Source organism: Streptomyces sp. NPDC052107, assembly GCF_040680215.1.
Taxonomy (GTDB): domain Bacteria; phylum Actinomycetota; class Actinomycetes; order Streptomycetales; family Streptomycetaceae; genus Streptomyces.
Window position 1 is genome coordinate 23,821 of sequence record NZ_JBFAWG010000038.1, and the last position, 24,030, is coordinate 47,850.

Annotated in this window: 17 protein-coding genes and 1 pseudogene; 6 read left to right on the forward strand and 12 right to left on the reverse strand. The window is 72.1% G+C overall.

Features of this window, described 5'->3' with window-relative positions; translation table 11 throughout:
• Positions 1–56 precede the first annotated feature (56 nt).
• A complete protein-coding gene (locus tag AB0M27_RS30255) occupies positions 57–2,588 on the reverse strand; it encodes an ATP-dependent Clp protease ATP-binding subunit (protein WP_365726193.1) in 2,532 nt (843 codons plus the stop codon).
• A 126-nt stretch (positions 2,589–2,714) separates the two neighbouring features.
• Positions 2,715–3,653: a Dyp-type peroxidase gene (locus tag AB0M27_RS30260; RefSeq protein WP_365726195.1), complete on the reverse strand. Its 939-nt coding sequence runs from the start codon at positions 3,651–3,653 to the stop codon at positions 2,715–2,717.
• A gap of 492 nt (positions 3,654–4,145) precedes the next feature.
• On the opposite strand from AB0M27_RS30260, the gene AB0M27_RS30265 reads away from it, so the two are divergent.
• Positions 4,146–5,075, forward strand: a complete 930-nt coding sequence (locus AB0M27_RS30265; RefSeq protein ID WP_365726197.1) for a LysR family transcriptional regulator — start codon at positions 4,146–4,148, stop codon at positions 5,073–5,075.
• Positions 5,076–5,276: 201 nt separating this feature from the next.
• Here the strand turns inward: AB0M27_RS30265 and fdhD are convergent, their stop codons facing one another.
• Both fdhD and AB0M27_RS30275 read right to left on the reverse strand, forming a co-directional pair.
• On the reverse strand, positions 5,277–6,113 hold the full coding sequence (gene fdhD, locus AB0M27_RS30270) for a formate dehydrogenase accessory sulfurtransferase FdhD (RefSeq protein ID WP_365726199.1): 837 nt from the start codon (positions 6,111–6,113) through the stop codon (positions 5,277–5,279).
• A 43-nt stretch (positions 6,114–6,156) separates the two neighbouring features.
• Positions 6,157–8,451, reverse strand: a complete 2,295-nt coding sequence (locus AB0M27_RS30275) for an FdhF/YdeP family oxidoreductase (protein WP_365726201.1) — start codon at positions 8,449–8,451, stop codon at positions 6,157–6,159.
• 180 nt (positions 8,452–8,631) lie between these two features.
• On the opposite strand from AB0M27_RS30275, the gene AB0M27_RS30280 reads away from it, so the two are divergent.
• Both AB0M27_RS30280 and AB0M27_RS30285 read left to right on the forward strand, forming a co-directional pair.
• A complete protein-coding gene (locus AB0M27_RS30280) occupies positions 8,632–9,894 on the forward strand; it encodes a molybdopterin molybdotransferase MoeA (protein WP_365726204.1) in 1,263 nt (420 codons plus the stop codon).
• Positions 9,895–9,994: 100 nt separating this feature from the next.
• A complete protein-coding gene (locus AB0M27_RS30285; protein ID WP_365726206.1) occupies positions 9,995–10,366 on the forward strand; it encodes a hotdog domain-containing protein in 372 nt (123 codons plus the stop codon).
• Between the two features lie 12 nt (positions 10,367–10,378).
• On the opposite strand, the gene AB0M27_RS30290 is transcribed toward AB0M27_RS30285, so the two are convergent.
• The 3 genes from AB0M27_RS30290 to AB0M27_RS30300 form a co-directional block, all read right to left on the reverse strand.
• On the reverse strand, positions 10,379–10,756 hold the full coding sequence (locus tag AB0M27_RS30290) for an NUDIX domain-containing protein (protein WP_365726208.1): 378 nt from the start codon (positions 10,754–10,756) through the stop codon (positions 10,379–10,381).
• Positions 10,757–10,886: 130 nt separating this feature from the next.
• Positions 10,887–11,768 (reverse strand): diacylglycerol kinase family protein, encoded by an 882-nt coding sequence (locus tag AB0M27_RS30295; protein ID WP_365726210.1) that lies wholly within the window; start codon positions 11,766–11,768, stop codon positions 10,887–10,889.
• A 49-nt stretch (positions 11,769–11,817) separates the two neighbouring features.
• Entirely contained in the window at positions 11,818–13,410 is a 1,593-nt protein-coding gene (locus tag AB0M27_RS30300) for an FAD-binding oxidoreductase (protein WP_365726212.1), read from the reverse strand.
• A gap of 121 nt (positions 13,411–13,531) precedes the next feature.
• On the opposite strand from AB0M27_RS30300, the gene AB0M27_RS30305 reads away from it, so the two are divergent.
• Positions 13,532–14,131 carry a TetR/AcrR family transcriptional regulator gene (locus AB0M27_RS30305; protein WP_365726214.1) on the forward strand — a complete coding sequence of 200 codons (600 nt, stop codon included), beginning with the start codon at positions 13,532–13,534 and terminating at the stop codon, positions 14,129–14,131.
• Positions 14,132–14,163: 32 nt separating this feature from the next.
• Here AB0M27_RS30305 and AB0M27_RS30310 read toward each other — a convergent pair whose 3' ends face one another.
• The gene (locus tag AB0M27_RS30310; RefSeq protein WP_365726216.1) at positions 14,164–15,360 is read right to left on the reverse strand and encodes an RNA-guided endonuclease TnpB family protein; all 1,197 of its coding nucleotides are present in this window, start codon (positions 15,358–15,360) and stop codon (positions 14,164–14,166) included.
• 152 nt (positions 15,361–15,512) lie between these two features.
• On the opposite strand from AB0M27_RS30310, the gene AB0M27_RS30315 reads away from it, so the two are divergent.
• Complete coding sequence (locus AB0M27_RS30315) at positions 15,513–17,093, forward strand: glycerol-3-phosphate dehydrogenase/oxidase (RefSeq protein WP_365726218.1); 1,581 nt, start codon at positions 15,513–15,515, stop codon at positions 17,091–17,093.
• A gap of 206 nt (positions 17,094–17,299) precedes the next feature.
• On the opposite strand, the gene AB0M27_RS30320 is transcribed toward AB0M27_RS30315, so the two are convergent.
• Positions 17,300–18,751, reverse strand: coding sequence for a WGR domain-containing protein (locus AB0M27_RS30320; protein ID WP_365726221.1), 1,452 nt, complete (start codon positions 18,749–18,751; stop codon positions 17,300–17,302).
• 114 nt (positions 18,752–18,865) lie between these two features.
• Here AB0M27_RS30320 and AB0M27_RS30325 point away from each other — a divergent pair, with 114 nt between their 5' ends.
• Positions 18,866–19,351 (forward strand): SMI1/KNR4 family protein, encoded by a 486-nt coding sequence (locus AB0M27_RS30325; RefSeq protein ID WP_365726222.1) that lies wholly within the window; start codon positions 18,866–18,868, stop codon positions 19,349–19,351.
• 557 nt (positions 19,352–19,908) lie between these two features.
• On the opposite strand, the gene AB0M27_RS30330 is transcribed toward AB0M27_RS30325, so the two are convergent.
• The 3 genes and pseudogenes from AB0M27_RS30330 to AB0M27_RS30340 all read right to left on the reverse strand — a co-directional run bounded on the left by AB0M27_RS30330 (position 19,909) and on the right by AB0M27_RS30340 (position 23,996).
• A complete protein-coding gene (locus tag AB0M27_RS30330; protein ID WP_365726224.1) occupies positions 19,909–22,155 on the reverse strand; it encodes a VCBS repeat-containing protein in 2,247 nt (748 codons plus the stop codon).
• A 97-nt stretch (positions 22,156–22,252) separates the two neighbouring features.
• Positions 22,253–22,801, reverse strand: a pseudogene (locus AB0M27_RS30335) (ATP-binding cassette domain-containing protein); the annotation flags it as partial.
• A 226-nt stretch (positions 22,802–23,027) separates the two neighbouring features.
• Positions 23,028–23,996: a threo-3-hydroxy-L-aspartate ammonia-lyase gene (locus AB0M27_RS30340; RefSeq protein WP_365726226.1), complete on the reverse strand. Its 969-nt coding sequence runs from the start codon at positions 23,994–23,996 to the stop codon at positions 23,028–23,030.
• Positions 23,997–24,030: the final 34 nt, after the last annotated feature.

Genomic DNA, 24,030 nt, shown 5'->3' on the forward strand with positions numbered 1-24,030 from the left:
CCCGGGCGTACGTCACGCCCGGGTGTGTCCGCCGGCGGGCTGTCCCTCCCCCGCCGTCACTTCTCCGCTGACGCGGCGCCCGCCTCGCCAGGCTCGCCGGAGCCGCTGCTCTTGCGCACCCTGCAATGGAGGGAGTCGTGTTCGACGTCGGCGACGATGGTGTCGCCGGGTTCGGCGTCGCCGCTGAGCAGGAGGGTGGCGATCCGATTGTCGAGTTCCGCCTGGATGGTGCGGCGCAGCGGGCGGGCACCGAACTCCGGCTGGTGGCCGTGTGCGATGAGCAGCTTCTTCGCCGCGTCGGTCACCTCCAGCGTCATCCCCTGGGCGTGGACGCGGCGCTTGCTCTGGTCCAGCAGATGGTCCACGATCTCTCCGAGATCCCCCTGCGTCAGCCCGTGGAAGATGATGATGTCGTCGATCCGGTTGAGGAACTCCGGCAGGAATCTGGTCCGCAGGTCCTCCATCAACTCGTCCTTCAGCTCCGACACATCACCCTTGTGGTCCAGGATCCGGTGCGCGCCGATGTTGGACGTCATGATGATCACGCAGTGCCGGAAGTCGACGGTGCGGCCCTGAGCGTCGGTGAGCCGGCCGTCGTCCAGAATCTGCAGCAGGGTGTTGAAGACGTCCGGGTGTGCCTTTTCCACCTCGTCGAACAGCACCACGCTGTAGGGCCGGCGGCGCACCTTCTCCGTCAGCTGACCCGCTTCCTCATAACCCACGTATCCGGGAGGGGCACCCACCAACCGGGCGACGGTGTGCTTCTCCTGGAACTCGCTCATGTCGAACCGGATCATCCGGTCCTCGTCCCCGAACAGCAACGCCGCGAGGGTCTTGGCGAGTTCGGTCTTGCCGACACCCGTGGGCCCGAGGAACAGGAAGGATCCCACCGGCCGGTTCGGATCCCCCATCCCCGCCCGGTTGCGCCGGACCGCCTGCGAGACGGCGGTGACGGCCTCGTCCTGGCCGACGATCCGGGCGTGCATCTCCTCCTCGAGCCTGAGCAGCTTCTCCTTCTCGCTCGCCGTCAGCTGCGACACCGGGATCCCCGTACGGCGGGAGACCACGTCGGCGATATCGGAGGCCGTCACCGACACCACACCCTCGCGGCGTTCCTCGATGCCGGCGAGTTCGCCCTCCACCTCGGAGATCTGCCGCTTCAGTTCCGACGCCTTCTCGAAGTCCTCCCCGGAGACGGCCTGGTCGAGTTCGCGGCGGAGCTGGGCGATGCGGTCCTCGCGGCTGATCACCTCCGTGGACCGGCCCACGCTGCGCAGCCGGACCCGCGCACCGGCCTGGTCCATCACATCGATCGCCTTGTCGGGCAGGAAACGGTCGGTGATGTAGCGGTCGGACAGTTCGGCCGCGGCCACCAACGCGCCATCGTGGAACCGGACCTGATGGTGCGCCTCGTAGGAGTCCCGCAGACCCTCCAGGATCTGCACCGTCTCCTCCACTGTCGGCTCGGGCACCATCACCGGCTGGAACCGCCGCTCCAACGCCGCGTCCTTCTCCACGTACTTGCGGTACTCGTCGATCGTCGTGGCGCCCACGACATGGAGTTCACCGCGCGCGAGGGCGGGCTTGAGCATGTTGCCCGCGTCCATCGACCCCTCCCCCGTCGCGCCGGCACCCACGACGGTGTGGAGTTCGTCGATGAACAGAATGATCTGGCCCTTGGCGGCCTGGACGTCCTCGATGACCTTCTTCAACCGCTCCTCGAACTGGCCCCGGTACTGTGCCCCCGCGACCATCCCCGACAGGTCCAGGGCCACGACCCTCTTGTCCTTGAGGCTGTCGGGCACCTCACCCGCCACGATCCGCTGCGCCAGCCCCTCCACGATCGCCGTCTTGCCCACGCCCGGCTCACCGATCAGCACCGGATTGTTCTTCGACCGCCGCGAGAGGATCTCGACCGTCTGCTCGATCTCCTCCCCACGCCCCACCACGGGATCCAGCTTCCCCGCCTTCGCCTCCTCCGTCAGATCCCGCCCGAATTCGTCCAGCGTCGTCGCCGGCGCCTTCTTCCGTTCGGCGGGAAGCCCCTCGCTCCGAGCGGCCTGCTCGGTCAGACCGGCCAGTTTCCGCGTGTCCATGCCTTCGGCACGCAGCACCTTGGCAGCTCCCGTGTCGCTGTCGCCCAGCAGCGCGCCGAGGATGTGCTCGGGGCCGATGTACGACACACCGGCCGCTTGCGACTGGGCGTACGCGGCGCCGAGCGTCCGTTTGGCCGCCGGGGTGAGGCCCGGTTGCGCGGACGGCTCACCGGACTCCCGGGGCAGGATCTTGGCGAGCTCGGCCGCCAGCGTGTCGGGATCGACGTCCAGCTGGGACAGCAGTCTCCGGGACGGTTCGACCTTGGTGGCCGCCCACAGCAGATGCTCGGTGTCCAGGTCGGACGTGCCGTCCTCCAGCGCCCGCCGCGCGGCCAGGTTGAGCAGTTCCTGCGACGACTCCGTCAGCAGGCGGCCGATGGGAACCCGCTGTACCGCGGGAGGCGATGACGCCGGCGACATCCCGAAGAAGCGATTGAACAACTCGCTGAAGGGGTCCGACGAACCGAACGGTGCACCGAACGACATCGACATGACAGCTCCTGAGCGCGGGGGAGTCGATAACCGCGGGGTGGTTGTTCCGGGGTCCGTACTCACTGAACCCCGCAGCGCACGGCACCGCAAACGGAGGACACGCGCGCCCCTCCCGCTAACGCTGGGTTACGAGCCATGCGGGGCGGCGGGCAGGTCGTCGAGAAAAGTGACGGTGGGCACGTGGAAGAGGCAGCCCGTGACCGCCACCGAGAATTCGAGAATCCGGTCGTTCCGGCCCGGATCCCTGCCGAGGAACATGTTCCTCAGCATTTCCTCCGTCACGTCCGGGGTACGGGCATATCCGATGAAATAGGTGCCGAACTCGCCTTGGGCGATGTTGCCGAAAGGCATGTTCTCCCGCACGATCTTGCGTTCGTCGCCGTTCTCGTCGGTGATCGTGGTGAGCGCGACATGGGAGTCGGTGGGCTTCACATCGTCGGGGAGTTCGATGTTGGCCAGTTTGGTGCGCCCGATGACCAGGTTCTGTTCCTCGACCGACAGGGCGTTCCAGGCGGTCATGTCGTGCAGGTACTTCTGCACGATCACATAGCTGCCGCCCGCGAATTCCACGTCCTCCTCGCCGATGAAAACGGCGTCGTCCGCGACCTTTCCCTCGGGGTTCTCACTGCCGTCCACGAAGCCGAGCAGGTCGCGTTCGTCGAAGAATTTGAAGCCATGCACCTCGTCGACCACGGTGGCCGCTCCCCCGAGTCGCTCGCCCAGCAGCCGGGCCAGTTCGAAGCAGAGATCCATACGGTGGGAGCGGACATGGAAAAGGAGGTCGCCCGGTGTGCCGAGCGCTCGATGGCGTGGGCCGACCAGGTCCTTGAAGGGATGCAGCTGCCGTGGGCGCGGGCCGCTGAACAGCCGGTCCCATGCGTGCGATCCGATGCCGACGACACAGCTGAGTTCCTCGGCCGGCTCGCGGAAGGCCACCGAGCGGCGCAGCCCCGAGACGTCCTCGAGCAGGTCGCGGACCGTGTCCTCCCCGCCCGGCACGATGATGACCACGAGGAACAGTGCCGCCCTGGCCGGCGGGACGATGACGGGCTGCGGTTCGACCACGGGAGTCCGCCTCCTCATGAGGTTCTGGAGACATGGGGTCCTCGGAGACCAAGCCGTTCCAGCATGGCCCGGCCGGGCCGACTCGGCAGGTCGTAGGCGGGCCGACAAGCGGACCGGCCGACGGACGGGTGCGGGGAAGGGACGGGCCGGGACGGTCGTGTGGACGGGCCGCGGGCCGGGACGGTCGGGCGAACGGGCGGACCGGCCGCCGGACCGGGGGCGGACCGGCCGCCGGACCGGGGGCGGAGGGGCCGACCGGCCGACGGGCCGAGAGGCGGACCGGCCGACCGGCCGAGAGACGGACCGGCCAGGGGGCGGACGGGCCAGGGGCGGACCGGACAAGGAGCCGACCGGACAAGGAGCGGACCGGACAAGGAGCGGACCGGACAAGGAGCGGACTGCCAAGGAACGCGGACCCGCCCACGAGCGGACCAGCCGACCGACTGGCGGGCGGGATTGGCTTTGCGGGGAGCGGTCGGGTACACCCGTGTCGTGCTCTTTCGTCAGCTGGAATACCTCGTCGCCCTCTCCCGGGAGCGGCATTTCGCCCGTGCCGCCCAGGCCTGCTACGTCTCCCAGCCCGCCCTGTCGGAGGCGCTGCGCAAGCTGGAGGAGGAACTCGACGTGCCGCTGGTGCGACGCGGCCGCAAGTACGAGGGCCTCACCCCGGAGGGGGAGCGCATCGTCGTATGGGCGCAGCGGATCCTCGCCGACCGTGATGCCCTCAAGGACGAGGTCGACGTCCTGCGCGACGGGCTGAGCGGCAGGATGCGGATCGGTACGGTGCCGACCGCGTCCGGTGCCGTCGCCCAGCTGACCGGCCCGTTCTGCGCGGCGCACCCGCTGGTCACGGTCGAGGTCATAGCGGACATGCAGTCGGTGGACATCCTGCGGCAGCTGCAGAACTTCGAGCTCGACGCCGGGGTGACCTATCTGCGCGAGGACGTGTCAGAGGGTGGCTTCCACACGGTTCCCCTGTACCAGGAGCGGTACGTCCTGCTGCTCACGGCCGCCGACGGCCTGGCCCGGCGTACGTCGGCCACCTGGGCGGAGGCGTCACGGCTGCCGCTGTGCATGCTGACCCCGGCGATGCAGGGCCGCCGGGTGCTGGACGAACTGTTCGCTCAGGCGGGGACGCAACCCTCGCCACGGTTGGAGACCGACTCCGTGGCGGCGCTGTTCGCGCACGTCAGGACGGGCCAGTGGGCGGCCATCGTGCCGCATGCCTGGCTCCATGTGTTCGGTGTCCCGCACGGGATGCGGGCGGTGCCGCTGGTCGAGCCCGCCGCGGCGGTGCCGGTGGGTCTGGTCATCGCCGCCCGGGAGCCGGGTTCGGTGATGGCGAGGGCGCTGACGGACATCGCCCGCACCACGGACGTGGCCTCGGCCCTGGAGCACATGCCGGGGGATCCCGGGCGGTAGCCGACGGCGCCGGGCGCGGATGCGGCTCACCGGTGCGCACTGCCGTCGCCCTGGCACGGCCGGCCCGGTGTCCGCCGCCCGACCCCACGGAGCCGTCGGCCATTCCGACCGTCCTTGCGGTCGCCGGGCGCGGCTGCTCGGCCCCGCGACCGCCGAGGGCGGCGACCCGGCTCCGGCGACCGCGGGCCCGGTCAGACCGCGTCAGCCCACCGGCTGCGGCTGGAGCCGCTCCGCACCGGCGTACACGTTCATCGACGTGCCGCGCAGAAAGCCGACCAGGGTCAGCCCGCTCTCGGCCGCAAGGTCCACGGCCAGCGAGGAGGGGGCCGAGACCGCCGCCAGCAGGGGAATCCCGGCGAGTACGGCCTTCTGTACCAGCTCGAAGGAGGCGCGGCCGCTGACCATCAGCACAGTGCCGCGCAACGGCAGCAGGCCCGAGCGCAGGGCGTGTCCGACGACCTTGTCCACGGCGTTGTGCCGGCCCACGTCCTCCCGCAGGCACAGCAGCTCGCCGTCCGCCGTGAACAGTCCGGCCGCGTGCAGGCCGCCGGTGCTGTCGAACACCTTCTGCGCCGCACGCAGCTTTCCGGGCAGGGAGGCCAGCAGCTCCGGGCCCACGCTCAGCGGGTCCTCGGCCACGGACCACCTCGTGGCCATGCGCACCGCGTCCAGGCTGGCCTTGCCGCACAGGCCGCACGAGGAGGTGGTGTAGAAGTTCCGCTCCAGCGACGCGTCGGGCAGGGCCACGCCGGAGGCCAGGGCGACGTCCACCACGTTGTAGGTGTTGCCACCGTCCGCCGTGGCGCCGGCGCAGTAGCGGATCCCGGTCACATCCTCGGCGGCGTGGACGACGCCCTCGCCGGCGAGGAAGCCGGCCGCGAGGTCGAAGTCGTCGCCCGGGGTGCGCATGGTCACGGTGAGAGGGCGCCCGCCGACCCGGATCTCCATCGGTTCCTCGGCGGCCAGGGTGTCCGGCCGCGCTGAGGGCGCTCCGTCGCGGATCCGCAGCACCCGCCGGCGCACCGTGACTCGTCCCATGGTCCTGCTCCTCTCCCGTCCGGAGCCACGCTCCGGCGGTCTTTCAGCCGGCGTCGGCCCGCGTGGGCTCCAGGCGGATCAACACGCCTTTGGATGTGGGGGTGTTGCTGATGTCGGCGACGCTGTCCAGCGGTACCAGGACGTTGGTCTCGGGGTAGTAGGAGGCGGCGGAGCCACGGCTGGTGGGGTAGGCGACGACGCGGAAGTCCTCCGCCCGGCGCTCCAGCCCGTCGTGCCAGACAGCGACCAGGTCCACCCGGTCACGGTCGGCGAACCCGAGGGCGGCCAGGTCGGCGGGGTTGACGAGCACCACCCGGCGGGCGTTGTGGATGCCGCGGTAGCGGTCGTTCGTCGCATACGGGATGGTGTTCCACTGGTCGTGGGAGCGCAGTGTCTGCAGCAGCAGATGTCCCTCGGGGATGTCGGGCATCGTGAACTCGTTGGCGGTGAAGACCGCCTTGCCGCTCGGGGTGCGGAAGACGCGCTGGTTGACCGGGTTGGGCAGCCGGAAACCGCCCGGCCCGGCCACCCGGGCGTTGAAGTCCTCGAAGCCCGGTACGACGTGGGAGATGCGGTCGCGGACGGTGGCGTAGTCCGCCTCGAACTCCTCCCACGGGATGGCGGGTGCGTCACCGAGGGTGCGGCGGGCCAGCCGGCTGACGATCGCTACCTCGCTGAGCAGGTGCGGGGAGGCCGGTGCCAGGCGACCGCGGGAGGCGTGCACCTCGCTCATGGAGTCCTCGACGGTGATGAACTGCTCGCCCGACGCCTGGACGTCGCGGTCGCTGCGGCCGAGGGTGGGCAGGATGAGGGCGGTGTCACCGCAGACCGCGTGGGAGCGGTTGAGCTTGGTGGAGATGTGCGCGGTGAGCCGGCACCGCCGCATCGCCTCCTCGGTGACATGGCTGTCGGGGGTGGCCCGGACGAAGTTGCCGGCCACGCCGAGAAAGAGCTTCGCGGTGCCGTCGCGCATCGCACGGATGCCGTCGACCGAGTCCAGTCCGTGCTTCGCGGGCGGGGTGAACCCGAACTCCCGGCCCAGGGCGTCGAGGAACGTCTGGGGCATGCGTTCCCAGATGCCCATCGTGCGGTCGCCCTGGACGTTGCTGTGGCCGCGCACCGGGCAGACCCCGGCGCCGGGCCTGCCGATGTTGCCGCGCAGCAGCAGGAAGTTGACCACCTCGCGGATGGTGGGGACGCCGTGCTTGTGCTGGGTGAGGCCCATGGCCCAGCACACGATGATCTTCCCGCTCTGCAGCACCCGGTCGTGGACGCGCTCGATCTCCTCGCGGGTGAGCCCGGTCGCGGTGAGGATGTCCTCCCACGGAACCTTCCTGGCGTGCTCGGCGAAGTCGGCGAAGCCGGTGGTGTGGGCGCTGATGAAGGCGTGGTCGAGCACGGTGCCCGGGCGCTCGTCCTCGGCCTCCAGCAGCAGCCGGTTGAGCGCCTGGAACAGGGCGAGGTCCCCGCCGGGGCGGATCTGCAGGAACTGGTCGGCGATGGCGGTGCCCCGGCCGATCACTCCGCGTGCCTTCTGCGGGTGCTTGAAGCGGATGAGCCCGGCCTCCGGCAGCGGGTTCACCGCGATGACCTTGCCGCCGTTGCGCTTGGTCTCCTCCAGCGCGGTCAGCATCCGCGGATGGTTGGTGCCCGGGTTCTGTCCGACGACGAAGACGAGGTCCGCGGTGTGGATGTCGTCCAGCGAGACGCTGCCCTTGCCGATGCCCAGGGTCTCCATCAGCGCGGAACCGCTGGACTCGTGGCACATGTTGGAGCAGTCGGGCAGGTTGTTGGTGCCGTAGGCGCGGACGAAGAGCTGCAGCAGGAAGGCGGCCTCGTTGTTCAGCCGGCCGGAGGTGTAGAAGAGGGCCTCGTCCGGGGAGTCCAGCCGGCGGAGCTCTCCGGCCAGCACGTCGAGCGCCTCGTCCCAGCCGATCGGTTCGTAGTGATCGGCGCCGGGCCGCTTGATCATGGGTTCGGTCAGCCGGCCCTGCTGGTTGAGCCAGTAGTCCGACTTGGCGCCCAGTTCGGCGATCGAGTGCCGGCGGAAGAACTCGGCGGTGACCCGGCGCGAGGTGGCTTCGTCGCTGATGTGCTTGGCGCCGTTCTCGCAGTATTCGTTGAGGTGCCGCTTGCCCGGCGCGGGCTCGGGCCAGGCGCATCCCGGGCAGTCGAATCCCTTGACCTGGTTGATGTTCAGCAGCGTCAGCGCGGTGCGTCGTACGGTCGTCTGCCCCAGCGAGTACTCCAGTGCGTGCGTCACCGCCGGGACACCCGTCGCCCAGCGCTTGGGCGGGGTGACCGACAGATCGTCGCCGGGGTCCTCGATACCGCTCATTTTCCGGTCCGCCTCTTTCTCCGATGGACACTGCGGGGCAGCATCCGCCTCTTTCCCGAGGCACGTCAAAGAGGTGTTTTCGATGGCGTGATAAGCGCGGGTTATCAGATAAGCGCCGCCTATCGGCAGACAAGCGGTGCCTCTTTGACTTCCTCGGACGGCTCACCAACGATGACCCGCATGACGGCATCCCGGACGCGCCCGGCCGACGGCACGGCAGCGCACGGACCGCGGGCCGAGCCCGACTCGCTCCGGGCCGCGCGGTCCTGGGAACGGGCCCGCTCGATCGCCCGGTCCTGCGCCGAGCGGCCGCTGCCCGCGGTCCCCCGCACCCTCACCGACGCGCTGGGCCACGCGCTGGCCGAACCGCTCGTCGCGCTCACCGACCTGCCGCCGTTCGCGACCGCCGCGATGGACGGCTGGGCCGTGGCCGGACCGGGCCCGTGGCGGCTCGGCGACGCCGGCGTCCTGGCCGGCCGGGAGCCCGGGCCGCTCGCGCCGGACTCGGCAGTTCCCATCGCCACCGGCGCCCCCGTGCCGCCCGGCGCGACCGCCGTACTGCGGCGCGAGCACGGCGAGCCGGACCCCGGGCGGGGCCTGCTGCACGACCGCTCCCCCACGCCGGTGCCCCAAGGCCGCGACGTCCGGCCGCGCGGCCAGGAGTGCCGCTCCGGTGAGCCGCTGCTGCCCTCCGGCACCACGGTGACCGAGCGGGTGCTGGGCCTGGCGGCCGCCGCCGGGTACGACCGGCTGACGGTGCACCGCCGGCCAAGCGTCGAACTGCTGGTCCTCGGCGACGAGTTGCTCCAGCAGGGCGTGCCGCGCGGCGGGCGGGTCCGTGACGCGCTCGGGCCGCTGCTGCCGCCGTGGCTGCACGCGTGCGGCGCCGAGCTGATCGGCCATCATCTGCTCGCCGACGACCTCGCCGCGCTCCGGGAGGCCGTGGGCCGCTCGCCCGCCGACGTCGTGGTCACGACGGGGAGTACCGCCGCCGGACCGGTGGACTTCCTGCACGACACGCTCCGGGCGGTGGGCGCCCGGCTGCTCGTGGACTCCGTGGCGGTGCGGCCGGGTCACCCGATGCTGCTCGCCGAGCTGCCCGCCACAGCCGACGGCCGGGCGCGCCGGCTGGTCGGGCTGCCCGGCAACCCGCTCGCCGCGGTGGCCGGCATGGTCACGCTGGCCGAGCCGCTGCTGCGCCGGCTCGGCGGGCACTGCGCCGCCGAGCCGGTCCGGCTGGTGGCCGGTTCCGCCCTGGCCGGGCATCCGCGCGACACCCGGCTGCTGCCGGTGTTCACCGCGGGGCAGGAGGTGACACCGCTGCCCTTCGACGGTCCGGCGATGCTGCGCGGCCTGGCCCTGGCGGACGGCCTCGCGGTGGTTCCACCGGGAGGTGTGCCGGCCGGCACCAAAGTGGACGTGGTGGAACTGTCGGGCCGCTGAGCCGGTCCTGCCGGCACGGCCGACGAACGGGAGCACGCCCGGCCCTCCCCCACGGCAGAGTCGTGCGGTGTGCCGGTCCCGCGGGGGCTAGCGTGAGGGCATGCGCCACGAGGTGACCGACGCCGACACCGCGGTGCGGGTGGGCAGCGGTGACGTGCCCGTTCTCGCCACGCCACGGCTGATCGCGTGGATGGAGGCGGCCACCCTGCGGGCCGCCGCGTCCTTCACCGGGTCCGGCCAGACCACCGTCGGCACCGAGGTGCGGGTCCGGCATCTGCGGGCCACGCCGGTCGGCGGCCGGGTGGAGGTGAGCGCCGAACCTTCCGCCTCCGTCACGGGCGGGCGGCTCACCTTCATGGTGCGGGCCGTCGACGGCTCGGGCCGGCTGGTGGCCACGGGCGAGATCGACCGGGCGGTCGTCGACCGGCAGCGATTCCTGGCGCGCACGGCGGACGCTGCGGAGGACCGCTGACCGGCAGGACCGTCACACGGGCGTGTGCCCCTGAAGGTACTCGTGTACGACCGCCGGGAGCGCCACTTCGATGGTCTCGGGTATCGGCGCCCAGCGCACCTGCTCCGGCGCGAGGCTCGCTCCGTCCGACGGAGTCTCGCTCAGCAGCTGGCACACCACCGCCGGCACCTCGTCCGCAGGTGTCCCGTCGTGCGGGATCAGGGGCTCCGTGCCGTCGACGAGGTAACCGGTGAGCTCGTAGACGACGCGCGCTGCGGTGGCCTCGGCCGGCTCGGCCGGTCCGGGCGTACCGGACGGCAGTGCCCAACCGTCGCCGTCGTCCACGAGCAGCAGCCGTCCGTCGTACAGCACGACCGCCTGCGCCACGCCCTCGGCGGGTTCCAGCGTCATGACCGACCAACCCCTCCCCCGGCGCGCTCGGCCAGGTGCTCCTCCCCTACCCATGGCCGGCCGGTCATGCACCGACGCCGCGTCAGTTCTCGAACTGCCCGCCTCGTCGGCGCCTTGACCAGGGCGTGGGTCAGTACAGCACCGGCAGGTCTCCGGGTCGCACCCGCACCGTGACCGGCAGGGTGGCGTCGACCTCGCCGTCCGCGCCGTAGGGGACGGGCCTGTTCGCCTCGATGCGCAGTTCCCTGCCACGCAGCACGCGCACCTCGGGGCGGTGCAGATGGCCGCCCGTCTTCAGCTCGTTCATGAGGGTGAAGAACAGCCGGCGCGGTGCCTCCCGGATCATGACCACGTCCAGCAGGCCGTCGTCGACGCGTGCGTCGGGGGCGATGAGCCGACCGGAGCCGTAGTAGGGGGAGTTGGCGGCGACGACAGTGTAGCCGCGGTGGGTGTGCTCCTCGCCGTCGACGGTGACGCGGTAGTCGGCCGCGCGCCAGGTGGTGACGGCGCGCAGGCCGCCCGCGTAGTAGGAGGCGGACCCGCGCAGCAGCCGGGCGTGGTTGGCGTGCCGGTTGGCCACCGCGTCCACGCCGGCGTAGACGCTGCCCAGCACGACCGTGCGCGGGTGGACCGCCGACTCCACCTCGATGGTGTCGACCGGCCGTGGCTCGGCGGTCAGCAGGATGTCGGCGAGTGCGGCGGGGTCGGCGGGCAGCTTCAGCGCGCGGGCGAAGTCGTTGCCGCGTCCCGCGGGCACCAGACCGAGGACGGTTCCGGTGCCGCTGAGTGCGCCGCCGATACCGCCGGCGATGCCGTCGCCGCCGACGGCCAGGACGATCCGGCCGCGCTCACCGGCGCGGCGGGCGATGTCCTGGGCATGGGCGAGGCTGTGGCTGTACTCCGTCTCCAGCTCGGCCCCGGCCTCGCGCAGCAGCCGGGCCAGGTGCAGCAGTGTCGCCGCCCCGGTGGAGCCGCCCGCGGTGGGGTTGACGACGGCGGTGAACTGTCGCATCGGTGTGCCTCCGAAGCAGGCGGATCGGGTGGGGGTCGGACGGAGCGGGTCAGTCGGTGGGGAGCAGCACGCCGGGGTTGAGCAGGCACTCGGGGTCCAGGCGGCGCTTGACGGCGCGCAGGGCCGAGATGCCGAGCGGTCCGGCCTCGCGGACGTACCAGTCGCGGTGGTCGATGCCGACCCCGTGGTGGTGCGAGATGGTGCCGCCGGCCGCCAGTACGGCCTCGTTGGCCGCGTGCTTGGCGGGCGTCCAGTGCGCCACCGGGTCCTCGCCCTGGGCGCTGACGACCGTGAAGTACAGCGAGGCGCCGTTCTCGTAGACATGGGAGATGTGGCACATGACCAGGGGCGGGGTGCCGGCTTCGGTGAGGGTGTCGGTGAGCGCGGTGCGTACGGCCGTGTAGAGGTCGGGGATGCGGGACCAGAAGGCCGCGGTCTCAAGCGTTTCGGCGAAGGCGCCGACGTCGAGGAGCGCGTCGCGCAGGTACGGTGCCGAGAAGCGGCCGTGGGCCCAGCGTTCGCCCGGTTCGGCGCCGAGGAGGGTGCCGCCGAAGGCGGTGAGGACGGCTGCCGCCTGCTCCCGGCGCTGTGCGGTGTCCTCGGCCGCGCCCTCGTAGCCGGTGATGGCCAGGCAGCCCGCTCCGCTCTGGGACAAGTCGCCGCCGATGGCGTCCGGTTGGGCCAGGCCGATGAGGGTCTCGGTCTCGTCGGACAGCCGAAGCACGGTCGGCCGGGGTCCGTCCTGGGCGAGCCTGCGCAGCGCGGCGGCGCCCTCCTCGAAGGAGGCGAACCGCCAGCCCTCGTAGATCCGCACCTGCGGCACCGGGCGGATCCGTAGGGTGACGGAGGTGATGACGCCGAAGGCGCCCTCGGAGCCGAGGACGAGCTGGCGCAGGTCGGGTCCGGCGGCGGAGCGGGGGGCGCGGCCGGTCTCGATGGTGCCCTCGGGGGTGGCGAGGGTCAGGCCGAGGACCATCTCGTCGAAGCGGCCGTAGCCGGCGGAGGCCTGTCCGCTGGACCGGGCGGCGGCGAAGCCGCCGATGGTGGCCCACTCGAAGGACTGCGGGAAGTGGCCGAGGGTGAAGCCGTGTTCGGCGAGCTGGGCCTCGGCCTCGGGGGCGCGCAGACCCGGCTGGAGCACGGCGGTGCGCGAGACGGTGTCCAGGTCGAGCAGGCCGTTCATGCGGCGAAGGTCCAGGGCGATGAACGCGGTGCGCTGGGGGGCGAGTCCGCCGACCACCGAGGTGCCGCCGCCGAAGGGGACGACGGCGAGGCCGTGGGCGGCGCAGGCGCGCAGTACGGCGAGGACCTCGTCGTGGGAGGCGGGCAGGACGACGGCCTGCGGGACGTCGGCGAAGTCGCCGGCGCGGATGCGCAGCAGGTCCGGGGTGGACTTGCCGCGGGTGTGGCGGATGCGGCTCTCGCCGTCGGTACGGACGTGGTCCTCGCCGCCGACGGCCTCGGCGAGCGCCTTGAGCGCGGCGGGGGCGGCCGTGGTGGCGGGCAGCTCGATGTCCTCGAGGGCGAGGGCGGGGGTGGTGCGGGGCTTGACGCCGAGCAGGTCGCGGAGCAGTCCGGTCACCGAGTCGGGCAGCGGTGCCGCCTTGGCCGGGTCGCCCCAGCCGTTCCACAGCATGTCCATTGAACGGTCGTCCTCACAGGTCGGTGTGCTCGGTGTGCTCGGTTCGCGCGACGGCCGGCGGGCCGTGCCCGGGGCGACGGTGTCTGCTTCGCCCGACGCCCGGGGCGTTACACTGTGACACATGACGCCTATTCGTCACAACGGTTCGGACAACGATCATGTGCTCGACGCGGTACGCGACTGTGTGCTGGCCGTCGGCGTCCGCCGTACCACCCTCGCCGACGTGGCCCGCCGCGCCGGTGTCTCACGGATGACGCTGTACCGTCGCTGGCCGGATCTGCGCACCCTGGTGGGCGATCTGATGACCCGCGAGTGGATCGGCGTGGCCACCCGGGCGATCCCCGAGCCCGCCTCCGGCACGGACACCCGCACCCGGATCGTGGACGGACTCGTGGCGGGTGTCGAGGCCTTCCGGGCGCACCCGCTGTTCCGCAAGATCGTCGACGTCGATCCGGAACTGCTCCTCCCCTACGTGCTCGACCGGCGCGGAGCCAGCCAGGAGGCGCTGCTGGCGCTGCTGGCCGAAGGGCTGCGCGACGGCCACGCGGACGGCTCCGTACGCCCCGGGCATGTCGAACGGCAGGCCCGCGCCCTGCTGTTGACCGTGCAGTCCTTCACCCTGTCCCTGCGCACGATGACCGACGAGGACGATCCGGAGCTCGACTCCGCCGCCTTCCTCGACGAGCTGCGCACCCTCCTGGAGAGGACCCTCACGCCTTGACATCCTCCCCTCTCCTGAAGGAGGGGGGATTCCTACGGCTCGCGCCGTGGGGGTTTCTGCTTCGTCGCCGACTGCCCGCCCGGAGTTCTCCGTTGAGGTCTTACACCAGCTCCACAGACAGACACGGCCAGCCCGGCCGCCAGGATGTTCTTCGCCGCGTTCACGTCCCGGTCGTGGGTCGTGCCGCAGTCGCACGTCCAGGAACGGACGTGCAGCGCCATCGCGCCCTGCAAGCTGCCGCAGGTGGAGCACAGCCTGGAGGAGGGGAACCAGCGGTCGACCGCGATCACTTCCCGGCCGTACCAGCGGGCCTTGTACTCCAGCATGCTCCGGAACTCGCTCCACGCCGCGTCGCTGATGGCGCGGGCGAGGCGGCCGTTCTTCACCATGTTCCCAACGGCCAGGTCCTCGATCACGATCGTTTGGTTCTCACGAACGAGCCGAGTGGTGATCGTGTGCAGGTGGTCGCGTCGCCGGTCGGCGATGCGGGCATAGACCTTGGCGACCTTCCGGCGGGCCTTGGCCCGGTTCACTCCGTCACCCTTGGCCTTGCGGGCAAGCTGCCGCTGGGCCGTGGCAAGGCGGGCGCGTTCTCGCCGCTCGTGCCGGGGGTTGGCGATCTTCTCTCCGGTGGAGAGGGTCAGAAGGTGGTCGAGGCCGGCGTCTATGCCGATCGCCGTGTCAGTTGCCGGAAGTGGCTGGACGGAGGGGTCTTCGCACAGCAGGGACACGTACCAGCGTCCGGCCGTGTCCTGGGAGACGGTCACCGTGGACGGCGAAGCGTCTTCGGGAAGCGGACGGGACCACACGATGTCCAGCGGCTCCGCCATCTTCGCCAGCGTCAGCTTCCCGTCCCGGAACCGGAACGCGCTGGTGGTGTACTCCGCCGACTTCCGCGACTTCTTCCGCGACTTGAAACGAGGGTACTTCGCGCGCTTGGCGAAGAAATTGGTGAACGCCGTCTGAAGGTGGCGCAGTGCCTGCTGGAGCGGGACGGAGGAGACGTCGTTGAGATACGCCAGTTCCACGGTCTGCTTCCAGGCCGTCAACATCGCCGACGTCTGGCTGTAGTTCACCCGCTCCTGTCGCGCCCACGCCTCGGTGCGCACCGCAAGGGCCAGGTTGTAGACCTTCCGCACGCAACCGAACGTGCGCGACAGCTCGGCTGCCTGCGCATCGGTCGGATAGAAGCGGTACTTGAACGCCCGCTTCACGCCGGTGGCCCTCACGGCTCACATACTAGCCCATCAGTTTGTGAACGCTGCCCGGTAGTTGGGCACAAGTACCAGCCCGCCCCGGCGACGAACCTGCTTTCCTTCCCCTGCTCAGGGGCTCGATTCCTCCCCGCCCTGAACGACGGGGTTTCCTCGAAGGAGATCTGATGAGTCACACCCGGGCCGACGTCGGCTCGTCCCTCAGCGCACACCGCCGTCGCCGGGAACTGGCCGAGGCCGCCGACGGCAGGGTCGCCGACGTCCTGGTCGTCGGGCTCGGCGCCACCGGGGCCGGAGCCGCGCTGGACGCGGCGGCCCGCGGTCTCGACGTCGTCGCGGTGGACGCCCACGACATGGCCTTCGGCACCTCCCGCTGGAGTTCGAAGCTCATCCACGGCGGGCTGCGCTATCTGGCCTCTGCGCAGTTCGACGTGGCGCACGAGAGCGCGGTCGAGCGTGGGGTGCTGATGACCTGCACCGCCCCGCACCTCGTGGCCGCCCAGCCCTTCGTCCTGCCGCTGACCCCCCTGGTGTCCCGGGCCCAGGCCTCGCTGGCGTGGGCCGGGTTCCGGGCCGGGGACATGCTGCGGCTGGCCGCCCGGACCCCGCGCCAGGTGCTGCCCGCCCCGCGCCGGCTGTCGGCGACGGAGGCCCGGCATCTGGCGCCCTCGGTGCGCTCGGCCGGACTGCGCGGCGGACTGCTGTCCTGGGACGGCAAGGTGACCGACGACGCCCGGCTGGTCACGGCCCTGGCCAGGACGGCCGCCGCGCGGGGCGCCCGGGTGCTGACCCGGGTCAGGGTGCTGGAGCTGACCGGCACCGGCGCCCGGATCCGCGACGAACTCACCGGCGAGGAGGGCGAGATCAAGGCACGCGCGGTCGTCAACGCGGCCGGCGTGTGGGCGGGCGGCCTTGTCGAGGGCATCCGGATCCGGCCCTCCCGCGGCACCCATCTGGTCCTGCGCTCGGAGCGGCTCGGCACCCTGCCGGCCGGCCTGCACATCCCCATCCCCGGCGAGACCAGCCGCTTCGTCCTGGTCCTGCCCCAGGGCGACGGCCGGGTGTACGTCGGTCTCACCGACGAGCCGGTCGACGGCGGGATCCCGGACGTCCCTGAGGTTCCCGAGACCGACATCGGCTTCCTGCTGGACGTGCTCGGCTCGGTCCTGGACACGCCGGTGGCCCGGGACGAGGTCGTCGGCGCCTTCGCCGGACTGCGCCCCCTGCTGGACACCTCCGGCCACGACGCCCGAGACGGAGCCCCCGCCCGCACCTCCGACATCTCCCGCCGGCACGCCGTGCTGACGTCCCCCGACGGCATCACGACGATCGTCGGCGGCAAGCTCACCACCTACCGGCGGATGGCCCAGGACGCCGTGGACGCCGCGACCGCCGCGCGGGGCCTTCCCGCCGCGCCCTCCCCCACCGCCGCGCTGCCGCTGGTCGGCGCCGCCGCACCCGGCCGGCTGCGCACCCTGTCGGCACCCCGGCGCCTGGTCCGCCGCTACGGCACGGAGGCCGGGGCCGTCCACGCCCTCGGGACCGGGGATCCGGCCCTGGCCGAGCCCGTGCTGCCGGGCCACCCGGTGACCCGTGCGGAGCTGCTGTGGGCCGTACGGCACGAGGGCGCCCTGGACGAGTCCGACCTCCTGGACCGGCGCACCCGCATCGGGCTCGTACCCGAAGATCGCGCCGAGGCGCTGGCCGTGGCACGGGAAGTACTGGACGAAGCGGCCGCGCGACGCTGACGCGCCGACCGCGTTACCCGGGCGAGGCGGTGCCTGTTGTCGGTGGTGATCTCCGATGGAGGCGGCCTGGTCACGTCCCCGACGCAGCCGGGCGGGCAGCGCGGCGGAGGCGCCCCTCCGCACCCGGGCAGGGCTCGCTGAGGCGCAGGCCGTGCGGCCTTGAGGTGCCGGCCGGCTGGACCGAACGGCGCAGGAGAGCGGGAGCGTCAGAGCAGGCGGCGGATGTCGCCGCGGACGCGGTAGAAGCCGCCGGCGGCCGGGTGCAGGGCGTCCACGACGTAGCGGGCGCCCGGCTCCCGTATCGCCCGCGGGAACTGGACCTTCCAGGAGGTGTCGTAGCCCTCGGACACGACATGCACCCGGAGGCGTCCGCTCTCCTGCACGCACTCGACCACGACGGCTCTGGCGGGAGCCTGCGTGACGGTGGCCACGGCGGTGACCGCGGTGGCGGGCTGGTAGGTCGGAAGGGCCGCGGCGAGCTTGACGTCCCGCGCGACCGGCACCGTGCCCTGCTGGGCCGCGGCGACGGCCGTCTCGCTCGCGTCGACGCACACCAGCGAGCCGTCGGTGGTCACCAGGTACAGCCGCTCGTCTCGGTACTGCATCGACAGCGCCGAGCCGTCGCCCGTGCCGAGCTTCCACAGGCGCGTGCCGTCCTGGTCGAAGCAGTAGACGGAGGACGCGGCGTCCCCGGCGAAGACGAACCGCCCGCCCGGGGACGTGGCGCACGAGTAGACCGCGCTGTCGCAGGCGTACGTCGCCTCGACGGCGCCGGTCGCCTTCGACAGCCGCTGGACCACGCGGTGACCGGTACCCGCGTACACGGCGTCGTCCTCCTGCCAGCCGAACAGCACGCTGCCCCGGGTGGCCGTGTGCCACAACTCGCCGCTGCCGTCGGGCGCGTAGGCGGTGACGCCCCGGTGGTGGCCGTGGTAGACGGCGCGGTCGTCGGCGCGCACCATCCAGGCGTGTTCGCCCTGGCTGCGGCGGGCCCACTGGTGTTCGTCCTCGTGGTCGATGACGGTGAGCCGGCCGTCGCGGTCCGACACGTTCAGGATGCCCTCGTGGATGTCGAGCCAGAAGATGTCGACGTCGGCGGCGATGTCGTACGCGGCGAACGGCAGCTTGGAGGAGAGGTCGTAGACCTTGCCGTCGTCACAGCCCGCGTAGATCCAGAAGTCGTCGGCGACCAGGCACTTCACCCCGTCCGGCAGGCTGAACCGGGCGAGGACGGCGCCGTCGTGGCCGAGGGTGTAGACGTCACCCGCCTGATTGCCGACCCAGCAGTGCTCGTCGTCGACATGGATGCCGAAGGCGGCCGAGCCGGTGCGGAACCGCCACAGCACGGGTGCCACCGCCCGCGCGGTGGACGGGGCCGAACTGACCTGACGCCGAGTCACCGCACGTGGGGCGCGCTGCCCCTGGACCGCCGGGGCGTATCCCTTGCGGACCTTCTCCCCCACCTTCTTCGCGGCGGCCGCCCTCGCCTTCTCGATGGTCGGGAAGGTCGTCGTCTGGGTCTGCCCGGCGGCGCCGATCCGGCCGTACCGCACCGTCACCACGGTTCCGTCGACGCTCACCTCGTAGAACTTGTGGGCTCCGCCGCCCTCCTGCGACAGCTCCAGATACGTCGTCGACACCGCGGACGCCGTGGTCATGGCAGACCCCTCCCCAGGACGGACCCGCGGCCGTTCCAGCGGGTCCTCACTGATCGAACCGTAAGGGCGACCACTGACAATCGGGCCGCCGCGCCCAGCGGTTACTGTTCCGCGGTGACGAATGACGAAGTCGTGGAGGCGGTGCGACGGCACGTGCGCGGACGGGTCATGCCGCCGCCGGCGACGCCGCAGGCCCTCGCCGAGGCGGAGGCGGCCATCGGGTTCCCGCTGCCCTCGCTGCTGCCGCGCCTGTACAGCGAGGTGGCCAACGGAGGGTTCGGCCCCGGCGAGGGCATCCTCGGCGTACGCGGAGGGTGTCCCCAGGGCAACTTCTACGACATCGCAGAGCTGTACCAGGACGGCCCGGACCCGACCGGCGAGATCCCGGCCGGTTTCGTCCTGCTCTACGACTGGGGCTGCACCATCTGGTCGATCGCCGACCTCCGCGACCCCGCCGCCCCCATGTGGTGCGCCCACGAGGGAGAAATCTGGCCCCAGGGCATCACCCTCGCGGAACGGCTTCTCGGCACGGTCACCGGAACTCCGAGGGTGGAAGAACTCCTGGAGACGCATCCCGCCCAGCAGACACGGGCCGACTGACCCCCGCTGCCGCCGCCCGGCACCAACGCGCTTATCCCGCCCACCAGTTGCCGCAGGCAGTGGATCGTCAGGGCGGCCGCTGAGTCCTCACCGGGGACTCCCGCTTCCGTGTCCGCCCAGGTCCGCAGCGCGATCCGGATCGCGTCCGTGGCCGCCGCCGCGACGAGTCGCACCTGTACCGCTCCGAACCGCCGGCCCGCCCGCAGCAGTTCCGCGGGTGCGCAGCAGCGCCGTGGCGGCCCCCTCGTCCGGTGCCGCCAAGGACCGCTCCACCGCCGTCCCCAACGCCCGGGTCAGGTCGGCGCCCGGTTCCGCCGCCCCCAGCAGGGCTCGCCGTCGGTCGGCTCAGGCGGCGAGCAGTGGGCTGCGGTCGCCTGGGTTCGTCCGGGCCTTTCAGCAGGCGAAGACATGCTCGCCCGGGCCCCGACCTGCCCGCGGGGCCGGTCGGGGTTTCCTCTCCAGGCGCCCCGGGAAGGAGGGCCCGCACCCAGGGGGTGCCCCCCGGTGCGGGCCGCCGGTCAGCAGGGGGTGCTGCCGGTCGGGGAGGACGCCGCAGGTCAGGAAAGGGTGCGGCCGGTCCAGCCCGAGCCGAGGCGGACCCGGCTGCCGAAGGTGCCGTGGCCGGTGCCCGGGTTGAGCCAGGCCACGCCGTCGGAGTCGACCGAGAGCAGGTCGGCCTTGCCGTCGCCGTTCAGGTCACCGGCGCCGAGCACCTGCCGGTAGCTCTTGCCCCAGTCGCGGAAGACCAGCACCCGGTCGGCGAGCTTGCCGGTGCCGGTGCCGTTGTAGCGCCACAGCTCGCCGGAGCCGTCGAGGGCCAGCACGTCCCCGCGGCCGTCACCGTTGAGGTCCCCGGCGCCGATCACCCGGGTGTACCCCTTCCAGGCGGACCGGATCTTGACGCGCGGGGCGAATCCCGCGCTGCCGTTGCCCGCGTACAGGTAGATGTCACCGGTGGAGGCGGACCGGGCCAGCAGGTCGGCGCGGCCGTCGCCGGTCAGGTCGCCGGGGGTGGTCAGGACGTTGTAGCCGCGCCAGTCGCTGCTGGTCTTCTTGTACGGGGACGTCGGCACGGGCAGCCGGCCCGCCGGGGTCTCGTACATGCGCGCCTCGCCCGCGGGCAGCACGGCGAGGACGTCGTTGACGCGGTCCCCGTTCAGGTCGCCGAACCCGGCGAACCGGGTGCCGGAGGGCCAGCCGCCGGTGACCGCGCCGCTGTGCACGGAGCCCGCGGCGAGATGCCCCGCGGCGTCGCCGTCGTACCGGGTCAGGGTGGTACCGGTCAGGGCGAGCACGTCGGCGTGGCCGTCGTCGCCGTAGTCCCGGGCGCGGGGCAGCGGGCGGCTGGTGCCGGAGACGGTGTACAGCGGCCCGCCGGAGGCGGAGTCGTCGTACCAGAGTGCGGTGGGGCGGCTGCCCGCGACCGTGACGGCGCCGCCGATGCCCCGGTAGTCGGTGGTGGTGCCCAGCGTCTTGGGCGCCGACCAGCCGCCGCGGGTGCGGAAGCCGGAGACGAACCGGTACTTGCCGCCGCCGATGGACACGGCCCAGCCCGCGAACACGGTGCCGTCGGTGGCGATGCCGGAACTGACGGCATAGTGGGTGGAGCCGAAGGGACGGCGGTCGTCGGCCTGTTCGACGGCGCCCCAGACGCCGGTGCGGGCGGAGCGAGTGGTGGAGACCACCGCCTTACTCGTGTCCTCCACGAGGGTGACGTCGCCGTTCGGGCCGGTCAGCGGACGGGGCAGGGTGCGGGGGGCGTACCAGCCGGTGAGCGGGGTCTGCTCGGGGGCGCTCCAGGCCTCACCGGGGGCACTCTTGCGGGCGAAGCGGACGGGTCCGTTGCCGGCGCTCGCCCACAGGAGGGTGAGGCCGCCGGCCGGGTCGGCGTCGAGGCGGAGGGCACCCGGATGGGTGCCGGCGAGGGGGGTCAGGTCCTCGGCGTCGCCCCACGTGGTCGCGCCGGCCTTCCGCTCCATGATCCGGGAGTGGTACGAGACCTCGGTCCCGGTCGCGCCGGTGAGGCCGCCGTCACGGAAGGCGTCGTCGAGGTTCCACGCGATGGCCGCGTTGCCCGCCTTGTCGACCGTGGCGTGCAGCCCGGTCAGGTACCACTCCCCTTCCTCGGTGTCGCTCTTGACGGTGTCGAACACGGTGGGCTCGGACCAGTCCTCGCCGGGGGCCGGCCGCTCGGACATGCGCAGCTCACGGCCGCCGAAGACCGGGGTGGCCCAGACGGCGGTGAGGCGGCCGGTGGCGTTGCCGAAGACCACTGGAGGGCAGTCGGCCCAGTCGGTGGTGGCGACGGTGGTCGGGGCGGACCAGCGGGTGGCGCCGGGGGCCAGGGTGGCGGCCTTCAGCAGGAACGTGCCCCCGGGTACGCGCTCGCGCCAGTAGGCGAGGAAGGAGCCGTCGGCCTGTGGGGCGAGGGTGCTGGCGTCGAGGATGTAGTCGGCGGCGGTGGACAACGTCTGGGGCGCGGCCCAGGTGGTGGAGCCCGCCGGACGGACCTGGACGGTGAGCCGGCGGACCTCAGCGGTCTGCGTGGGGTCCTGGGGCTGGTCGCGCAGGGCGACGAGGGCGCCGTCGGCGCGGGCCTGCAGGTCCAGGACGCGATGCTGGGCGGAGGGGGCGAGTTCGGTGGCCGTACCCCAGACGCCGGGCTGTACGGGGTCGTTGGTCACCGCAGCCGTCCCCGCCGCGGCGCCCGTGGTCGGCGCGGAGACCGCCTCGGTGGACAGCGCCCCCACCATGGTCCCGCTCAGTACGAGCGCGAAAGCCCCCTTGACGACATGCGAGTTCACGATCAGCTCCCCCCACAATCAAGATTTGGTGATCAAATTGCGTGGATCTTATATGACCATGGTGAAACCCGGATGGGGAGTTTAAGGACAGCAGCCCTCAGGCGAGGGCGACCAGGCCGCGGTAGTCCTCGCTCCACAGGTCCTCGTCCGCGCCGGGAAGCAGCAGGACGCGGTCGGGGCGGAGGGCGTCGAGGGCGCCCTCGTCGTGGGTGACCATGACGATCGCGCCGGGATACGAGTCGACCGCGGCCAGCACCTCGCCGCGGGAGGCCGGGTCGAGGTTGTTGGTCGGCTCGTCCAGCAGCAGGACGTTCGCCCCGGAGTAGACCAGGCCGGCCAGCCCCAGCCGGGTCCGCTCGCCGCCGAAGAGGACACCCGCGGGCTTGTCGGCGTCGTCCCCGCCGAACAGGAACGCGCCCAGCACCCGCCGCGCCTCACCGGTGTCCAGGTGCGGTGCCGCCGCCCTCAGGTTCTCCAGGACCGTGCGGCCGGTGTCGAGCGTGTCGTGCTCCTGGGCGAAGTAGCCGAGGCGCAGCCCGTGTCCGGGCACCACGCGTCCCGTGTCCGGCCGTTCGGCACCGGCGAGGATCCGCAGCAGGGTGGTCTTGCCGGCGCCGTTGCGGCCGACGAGACCGATGCGGTCGCCGGGGGAGACGGTGAAGGAGATGCCGGACAGCAGCAGGCGCGCACCGGCGCGCAGCTCGACATCGCGAGCGGTGATCATGATGTAACGCTCCGAAATAGCAAGAGGACGCACTTCTGGTGTGGAAGCGGGTCCTCAGCTAGGAAATTCGGGGCGTAGACATGCGCTCACGCTATCCGACGGGCTCGCAACGGCGCATGTGCCTTGTCACGCCGCACCACGACTCCCCTCATCCGCCGATGAGTTCGGCGAACCGCCCGGTGTCGATGTTGCCGCCGGAGGCGATGATGCCGATGCGGGGCGGGAGGTTGTCGACGCGGCCGGCCAGGAGCGCGGCCAGGCCGGTGGCGCCGCTGGGTTCGAGGACGATCTTCATGCGTTCGAAGGCGAACCGCATGGCGGCGACGATCTCCGCGTCGCTGACGAGGGCGATGGCGTCGACCAGGCGCCGGTTGATCTCGAAGGTGAGCTCGCCGGGCGTGGGCAGGGCCTGCCCGTCGGCGATGGTCCGGGGGACGGGCAGGGTGACGCGGGTGCCGCTCTCCAGGGAGCGCTTGGTGTCGTCCCCTTCCTCCGGCTCCACGCCGACGATCCGGATACCGGGGTGCAGGGCCTTGGCGGCGGTGGCGCTGCCGGCGATCAGGCCGCCGCCCCCGACGGGCACGAGGAGGGCGTCGAGCGGGCCGGTCTCGTCGAGGAGTTCCAGGGTCGCGGTGCCCTGCCCGGCGATGACATGGGGGTGGTCGTAGGGCGGGATGAGGGCCAGGCCGCGGTCCTCGGCCAGGGCCGTGCCGAGCGCGGTGCGGTCCTCGGTGTAGCGGTCGTAGGTGACGATCTCGGCGCCGTATCCGGCGGTCGCCTCCCGCTTGAGTCGCGGGGCGTCCTCGGGCATCAGGATGACGGCGCTGGTGCCGAGTTCGCGGGCGGCCAGGGCGGTGGCCTGGGCGTGGTTGCCGGAGGAGTAGGCGGCGATGCCCTTGGCCAGTTGGTCCGGGGAGAGCTGGGCGGCGGCGTTGTAGGCGCCGCGGAACTTGAAGGCGCCGACGCGCTGGAAGTTCTCGCACTTGATGAACACCTCGGCGCCGACGAGGGCGTTCAGGGTGCGCGAGGTGACGACCGGGGTGCGATGGGCGACGCCTTCGAGGCGTACGGCGGCGGCACGGACGTCGTCGAACGTTACGGGCGAAGCGGCGGCCATGACGGTCTCCAACGTGGACTGATTTTCCATTGTT

What these genes read in the sequence shown, in the direction of transcription:
- AB0M27_RS30255 (WP_365726193.1), bottom strand. Translation starts at nt 2,588, where the DNA reads ATGTCGATGTCGTTCGGTGCACCGTTCGGTTCGTCGGACCCCTTCAGC.
- fdhD (WP_365726199.1), bottom strand. Translation starts at nt 6,113, where the DNA reads ATGGGACGAGTCACGGTGCGCCGGCGGGTGCTGCGGATCCGCGACGGA.
- AB0M27_RS30275 (WP_365726201.1), bottom strand. Translation starts at nt 8,451, where the DNA reads ATGAGCGGTATCGAGGACCCCGGCGACGATCTGTCGGTCACCCCGCCC.
- AB0M27_RS30280 (WP_365726204.1), top strand. Translation starts at nt 8,632, where the DNA reads ATGACGGCATCCCGGACGCGCCCGGCCGACGGCACGGCAGCGCACGGA.
- AB0M27_RS30285 (WP_365726206.1), top strand. Translation starts at nt 9,995, where the DNA reads ATGCGCCACGAGGTGACCGACGCCGACACCGCGGTGCGGGTGGGCAGC.
- AB0M27_RS30290 (WP_365726208.1), bottom strand. Translation starts at nt 10,756, where the DNA reads ATGACGCTGGAACCCGCCGAGGGCGTGGCGCAGGCGGTCGTGCTGTAC.
- AB0M27_RS30295 (WP_365726210.1), bottom strand. Translation starts at nt 11,768, where the DNA reads ATGCGACAGTTCACCGCCGTCGTCAACCCCACCGCGGGCGGCTCCACC.
- AB0M27_RS30300 (WP_365726212.1), bottom strand. Translation starts at nt 13,410, where the DNA reads ATGGACATGCTGTGGAACGGCTGGGGCGACCCGGCCAAGGCGGCACCG.
- AB0M27_RS30305 (WP_365726214.1), top strand. Translation starts at nt 13,532, where the DNA reads ATGACGCCTATTCGTCACAACGGTTCGGACAACGATCATGTGCTCGAC.
- AB0M27_RS30315 (WP_365726218.1), top strand. Translation starts at nt 15,513, where the DNA reads ATGAGTCACACCCGGGCCGACGTCGGCTCGTCCCTCAGCGCACACCGC.
- AB0M27_RS30320 (WP_365726221.1), bottom strand. Translation starts at nt 18,751, where the DNA reads ATGACCACGGCGTCCGCGGTGTCGACGACGTATCTGGAGCTGTCGCAG.
- AB0M27_RS30340 (WP_365726226.1), bottom strand. Translation starts at nt 23,996, where the DNA reads ATGGCCGCCGCTTCGCCCGTAACGTTCGACGACGTCCGTGCCGCCGCC.